Source organism: Shewanella marina JCM 15074 (assembly GCF_000614975.1).
Classification (GTDB): Bacteria; Pseudomonadota; Gammaproteobacteria; order Enterobacterales; family Shewanellaceae; genus Shewanella; species Shewanella marina.
On sequence record NZ_BALM01000011.1, the window covers coordinates 135,472 to 142,156 of the forward strand.

Below are 6,685 nucleotides of genomic sequence, written 5' to 3' on the forward strand. Positions count from 1 at the left end.
GTCAAGTCGCTTGGGGATATATCACCGATTAACGCAATTTGAAAAAAACTTAATCACAGGGCTTGATACTGTATGATTGTACAGTATACTAGGTGCAACTTAGAAATATGTCACCGTAATCGACTTTAGTTAGCGACGTTATCGCTGCATAAGAGGGAAGAGTAATGAAGATAGATCCAAATAAAGAAAAAGCACTTGCTGCTGTGTTAGGGCAGATTGAAAAACAATTTGGTAAAGGTTCTATTATGAAATTGGGCGAAGACCGCTCAATGGATGTTGAAACTATTTCAACAGGCTCGCTTTCTCTTGATGTTGCATTGGGTGCTGGTGGCTTACCGATGGGCCGTATCGTTGAGATTTATGGTCCAGAATCATCAGGTAAAACAACACTAACTTTAGAAGTGATTGCCGCTGCGCAAAAACAAGGCAAAGTTTGTGCTTTTATTGATGCAGAGCATGCACTTGATCCTATCTATGCACAAAAATTGGGTGTAGATATTGATAATTTACTTTGTTCACAACCTGATACGGGTGAGCAAGCTTTAGAAATCTGTGATGCGTTAACTCGCTCTGGTGCTGTTGACGTCATTATTGTTGACTCTGTAGCGGCATTAACACCAAAAGCTGAAATTGAAGGTGAGATTGGTGATTCTCATATGGGTCTTGCGGCGCGTATGATGAGCCAAGCAATGCGTAAGCTTGCTGGTAACCTTAAGCAATCGAATACACTACTTATCTTCATTAACCAAATTCGTATGAAGATTGGCGTGATGTTTGGTAACCCTGAAACGACTACTGGTGGTAATGCGCTTAAGTTTTATGCGTCAGTTCGTCTAGATATCCGCCGTACTGGTGCGATCAAAGAAGGCGATGAAGTTGTTGGTAACGAAACTCGCGTTAAAGTGGTGAAGAACAAGGTTGCAGCACCCTTTAAACAAGCTGAGTTCCAAATTTTATATGGCCGTGGTATTAACCGTACTGGTGAGTTAGTTGACTTAGGTGTTGCTCATAAACTTGTTGAGAAAGCGGGTGCATGGTACAGCTATAAAGGCGATAAAATTGGTCAAGGTCGCGCTAATGCCGGTAAGTACTTGACTGAAAACCCAGAAATCGCTGCTGAAATTGAAAAAGCATTACGCGACAAGTTATTGCATAAAGAAGATGCGGCAGCTGCTGCGTCAGGCAGTGACGCTGCTGATGGTTTTGATAAAGAAACTGGTGAAGTATTCTGATCCAGCAAGCCAGACAAATCGCGGTAGCGCTATTAGCGCGCCGCGATCATTCTCGCCATGAAGTGGTGTTGAAGTTACAACAAAAAGAGATTTCGGCTGAAATTGCAGAGCAAGTCGCCACTGAATATGAGTCGCGTGGCTATATTGATGATAGCCGTTACAGTGCCATTGTTATTCGCAGTCATATTAGCAAGGGGCATGGCCCAATCCGTATTAAGCAAGCCTTGGCACAAAAAGGTGTTGATAAGCAGATTATCAATCAGGTATTCGATCAATCTGATTGTGATTGGTATGAACTCGCGAGAATGAAAGCGCAAAAAAAATACCAAGATAAGCCAATTACTGAGGCTAAAGAGCGTGCTAAACGTATTCGATTTTTAGTCGGTCAAGGTTTTAGTTTTGACCAAATTGCTTATGCGCTTGATTATGATCCCGACCAATAGCCAATAATTTGGCTATTTTTGCATTAAAAACCCCCTCAACTATCGATAGTCTTTGATTCAGGACTAGTCTAACCAACTTGCACTGCTTATAATGCTGGCAATATTGTCAGTGAGGTGCAACACTTCACTAAATTTTTCGAGTTTACCTAATTCAGGACGTTTTCATGTATAAAACCACTGCTGAGCTGAGAAGTGCTTTTTTAGATTTCTTTCGCAGAAATGGTCATCAGGTTGTGGACAGCAGTTCACTAGTTCCTGGTAATGATCCTACTTTGCTTTTCACAAATGCTGGTATGAACCAGTTTAAAGATGTGTTTCTTGGTATGGAGAAACGCAACTATTCTCGAGCGACCACATCACAGCGTTGTGTGCGTGCAGGTGGTAAGCACAACGATCTTGATAACGTAGGCTACACCGCGCGTCATCATACATTCTTCGAGATGCTAGGTAACTTCAGTTTTGGTGATTACTTTAAGCATGACGCAATTCGCTTTGCTTGGACCTTCTTAACTGAAGATCTTAAGCTGCCAAAAGAGCGTTTATGTGTGACAGTGTATGAAACTGACGACGAAGCTTTCAATATTTGGAAGAATGAAATCGGTGTACCAGAAGATTGCATTATCCGTATTGGTGACAATAAAGGTGCTGCATTTGCTTCAGATAACTTCTGGCAAATGGGTGATACCGGTCCTTGTGGCCCATGTACTGAAATATTCTATGATCATGGCGATCATATTTGGGGTGGCCGTCCAGGTACGCCTGAAGAAGATGGTGATCGCTTTATTGAGATCTGGAACATTGTATTTATGCAGTACAACCGTCAAGCAGACGGCACCATGAATCCGTTACCTAAGCCATCTGTGGATACCGGTATGGGCTTAGAGCGTATTGCTGCAATTCTACAAAAAGTGCATTCAAACTATCAGATCGATATTTTCCAGAAGCTAATTGCTAAGACTGCAGAAATTATTGGTACTGACGATCTTGAAAATAATTCATTAAAAGTAATTGCCGATCATATTCGTTCATGTGCATTTTTAGTTGCAGATGGTGTGATGCCATCAAATGAAGGTCGTGGTTACGTATTACGCCGTATTATTCGCCGTGCCGTTCGTCATGGTAATAAGTTAGGCGCCACCGATACTTTCTTCTACAAGTTAGTGCCAACCTTAATCGAAGTGATGGGTGATGCAGCTAAGCAGTTAGCAGATACTCAAGCTATCGTTGAGAAAGCATTAAAAGCGGAAGAAGAGCAATTTGCTCGTACGCTAGAGCGTGGTCTAGGTATTTTAGATAATGCACTAAGCTCACTAGAGGGTGATATTTTAGATGGTGAAACCGTGTTTAAGTTATATGACACTTATGGTTTCCCTATGGATTTAACCGCTGACGTATGTCGTGAGCGTAATATCACTGTTGATGAAGCTGGTTTTGATGTGGCAATGGCTGAGCAAAAGCAGCGCGCTAAAGCCGCAGGTCAGTTTGACACTGATTACAATGCGACATTAAAAATTGATAGCGAAACTCATTTTAGTGGTTATGAACAATTGTCTGCAGACAGCGAAATTGTTGCTATCTATATTGATGGTGAGCAAGCTGATAAAGCGAGTGCAGGTGATAAAGCCGTTGTTGTGCTATCAAGTACCCCATTTTATGGTGAGTCAGGTGGCCAAGTAGGCGACCAAGGTCTATTAGTGCTGATGGCGTTGAATTTACTGTGGCGGATACACAAAAGTATGGTCAAGCTACAGGCCATATTGGTAGCGTGACTGTAGGTGAAATTGTTGTGGGTCAATCATTGACTGCTACAGTTGATAAAAAGCGTCGCCACCGTACTCAGTTAAACCACTCTGTGACTCACTTATTACATGCTGCATTACGCCAAGTACTAGGCGAGCATGTGACTCAGAAAGGTTCATTAGTTAACCCTGATCGTTTACGTTTTGACTTTTCGCATACTGAAGCAGTTAAAGCTGAACAGTTAAAGCAAGTCGAAGAGATCGTTAATACTCAAATTCGCCGTAATCACAAGCTTGAAACTGCTGAAATGGCAATTGAAGAAGCGAAGAACAAAGGCGCAATGGCATTATTTGGTGAGAAGTATGATGACAACGTTCGCGTTGTGACCATGGGTGATTTCTCTATCGAATTATGTGGTGGTACTCACGTTGGTCGTACTGGTGATATCGGTCTATTTAAGATTGTATCTGAAGGTGGTATTGCTGCGGGTATTCGTCGTATTGAAGCTGTTACCGGTGCGGCAGCGATGGATTATGTTGCTCACGAAGAAGATCAACTTGCACAAGCTGCAAGCTTGTTGAAATCTGATAACGCATCTGTAGTTGCTAAGTTAGCTGCACAGCTTGATCGTACTAAGCAACTTGAAAAAGAGTTAGCCCAATTAAAAGATAAACTGGCTGCTGCGGCAAGTGCTGATTTAGTGGGTGACGCTATTGAAATTAACGGTGTTAAGGTACTGGTTAAGAAATTATCTGGTGTAGACGCAGGTTCATTACGTGGCTTACAAGATGAAATCAAACAAAAGCTAGGTTCAGGCGTTGTATTACTTGGCTTAGCTGGCGATGCTAAAGTAAACCTAATTGCAGGTGTGACTAAAGACTTAACGGGTAAAGTTAAGGCCGGTGAGCTTGTTGCTATGGTTGCTGCTCAAGTTGGTGGTAAGGGCGGTGGTCGTCCTGATATGGCACAAGCAGGTGGTAGTCAGCCTGAAAACCTTGATGCTGCTTTAGCACAAGTTATGCCTTGGTTAACTGAGCGTCTGTAAATGCTTTTGCAAGTACAACCTAGTGCGGTGAAACTATTAGTTAAAAAGTTTGGTGGGACTTCAGTGGGCTCGATTGAGCGCATTGAGGTCATCGCTGACAAAATAGCGGATGCGTTTCATGCTGGCGAGCAACAGGTGGTGGTGTTATCTGCAATGGCAGGTGCAACTAATCATCTGTTTGCGTTAGCAGATCAAATTGATCCCCACGCAAATGCTCGTGAGTTAGACATGTTAGTGTCTACTGGCGAGCAAGTTAGTATCGCTTTAATGGCGATGGCATTACAAAAACGGGGTATTAAGGCTAAATCTCTAACAGGCGCACAAGTTTCTATTACGACTAATAATCAGTTTGGGCGAGCGAGTATTGAACAAATTGATTGCTCACAAATTAGTGAGTTATTAGCGGCTGAAACAATCCCTGTTATTGCCGGCTTTCAAGGGGTAACTGGTGATGGTGATATTACCACACTAGGCCGTGGTGGTTCTGACACAACAGCGGTAGCCATTGCTGCTACTATTGGTGCAGATGAGTGTCAAATTTATACTGATGTATGCGGTGTATTTACCACGGATCCAAATATTGAACCCAGTGCTAAAAAATTAGATCAAATAAGCTTTTCTGAAATGTATGAAATGGCAAGATTAGGTGCCAAAGTATTACATCCTGACTCAGTCTCTTATGCAGAGCGTTTTGGGGTTAAGCTTAGGGTGCTTTCAAGTTTTGAGTCTGGTACTGGAACTTTGATTGAGTTTGATCATCCAAACACATTGAATAACCAAATAGCGGGTATTGCTGTTGCCCAGCAACAGGTACTAATGCAGTTAGATTTAACTGAAGTTGATAACGACAGCCATAGCCATTTATTTCAACAACTAAGCCAGCAAGGAATCGAAGCGGATTTAATTACCTCATTAAATACCGATGTACCGCAATTGAGTTTTGTTGTTAACCAGTCATTGTTGGCTTCTTTACTCGCTCAATTGGACAATTTGAGTCAATCTATGGCTATTGCTAAAATCGACTATAAGGTTGATTTAGTAAAGATATCGATTGTAGGTAAAGGCGTTATAGGGCAAACTGGTACCGTTGCTAAAATTTTTGAAATTTTGGGCGATCATGAGATTCATGCTAGATTAATGTCAACGTCAGATATCAAATTGTCACTGATAATCGAACAAAAGGATTTGCATAAGGCTGTTCGGGCGTTACATCATGCTTTTGAGTTGAATAAAGCGTAATTAAATAACCGTTTTAGTATTAATACTATTAATTTGTACTAAGCTGACCTTATAATAGGCTCATATAACGGACAATAGCCGTGTATTAAGCCAAAAATAGGAATATTAAGGAGCAATCGAATGCTGATTTTGACTCGTCGTGTTGGAGAAACACTGATGATTGGTGATGAAGTCACGGTTACAGTGTTAGGAGTTAAAGGCAATCAAGTGCGTATTGGTGTGAATGCACCAAAAGAAGTATCTGTTCACCGTGAAGAGATTTACCAGCGCATTCAGTCTGAAAAGAATGGTTCAAATTCTGAAGGCGGAAACTTTTAAGTTTGCCTATACCTGAACACGTCGAAAAAGCCAGTCAATGACTGGCTTTTTTTATGGCTGCAATATGACATTGCTGTCATTCTGAAATAGCCTTATTTGAACTGAAATGACAGAAATCATCGCAATGTCAGTATTAGTGTGACGAGTCATATTAGGGGAGGGGCTATATATAAAGTGTAAAGCTAATGCTATTTCAATTTGATTTGAACGTTTGTTATATAAAGTATCTACATTAAGGTATGAGATGAATCATAAAAGTGCTTAAGATTGCGATCTCTCGACATTTTAGTGTAATCAAATAGTTGAAAAAATGAGCTTAAAAATGGCGGTTCTTTCTTGTATTGGTTGAAGTTTTTACAATTTGATTAAAAACGCTTCAAACGAATTCTGAATTTTAAAAATGGTTTGACTTATTTTCGTTAGACAGTATTATGAGCGCCAAGAAACGGAGAGGTGGCCGAGTGGCCGAAGGCGCTCCCCTGCTAAGGGAGTATGGGCTTTATCTCCCATCGAGGGTTCGAATCCCTCCTTCTCCGCCATTTCTTACCAATCGCATATGCGGGTGTAGCTCAGCTGGATAGAGTACCTGGCTACGAACCAGGCGGTCAGAGGTTCGAATCCTCTCACCCGCACCATTGTGCTTGGAAAAATTTAGTTATCGCGGCGGG

At 41.6% G+C, this 6,685-nt stretch carries 4 protein-coding genes, 2 tRNA genes and 1 pseudogene; all 7 read left to right on the top strand.

Annotated elements, in window-relative coordinates; genetic code table 11:
• Positions 1-164: 164 nt before the first annotated feature.
• The 7 genes and pseudogenes from recA (at position 165) to JCM15074_RS10505 (ending at position 6,652) form a co-directional block, all read left to right on the top strand.
• Complete coding sequence (gene recA, locus JCM15074_RS10475) at positions 165-1,232, top strand: recombinase RecA (protein ID WP_025821160.1); 1,068 nt, start codon at positions 165-167, stop codon at positions 1,230-1,232.
• On the top strand, positions 1,229-1,675 hold the full coding sequence (locus tag JCM15074_RS21790) for a regulatory protein RecX (RefSeq protein ID WP_025821161.1): 447 nt from the start codon (positions 1,229-1,231) through the stop codon (positions 1,673-1,675). Before recA ends, JCM15074_RS21790 begins: the two co-directional genes overlap by 4 nt.
• Positions 1,676-1,839: 164 nt before the next feature.
• Positions 1,840-4,460, top strand: a pseudogene (alaS, locus tag JCM15074_RS21795) (alanine--tRNA ligase).
• The gene (locus JCM15074_RS10490; protein WP_025821162.1) at positions 4,461-5,699 is read left to right on the top strand and encodes an aspartate kinase; all 1,239 of its coding nucleotides are present in this window, start codon (positions 4,461-4,463) and stop codon (positions 5,697-5,699) included. It abuts the pseudogene before it with no gap.
• Positions 5,700-5,819: 120 nt separating this feature from the next.
• Positions 5,820-6,017, top strand: a complete 198-nt coding sequence (gene csrA, locus JCM15074_RS10495; RefSeq protein ID WP_025821163.1) for a carbon storage regulator CsrA — start codon at positions 5,820-5,822, stop codon at positions 6,015-6,017.
• A 447-nt stretch (positions 6,018-6,464) separates the two neighbouring features.
• Positions 6,465-6,556, top strand: a tRNA-Ser gene (locus JCM15074_RS10500).
• 19 nt (positions 6,557-6,575) lie between these two features.
• Positions 6,576-6,652 (top strand) — tRNA-Arg (locus JCM15074_RS10505).
• Positions 6,653-6,685: the final 33 nt, after the last annotated feature.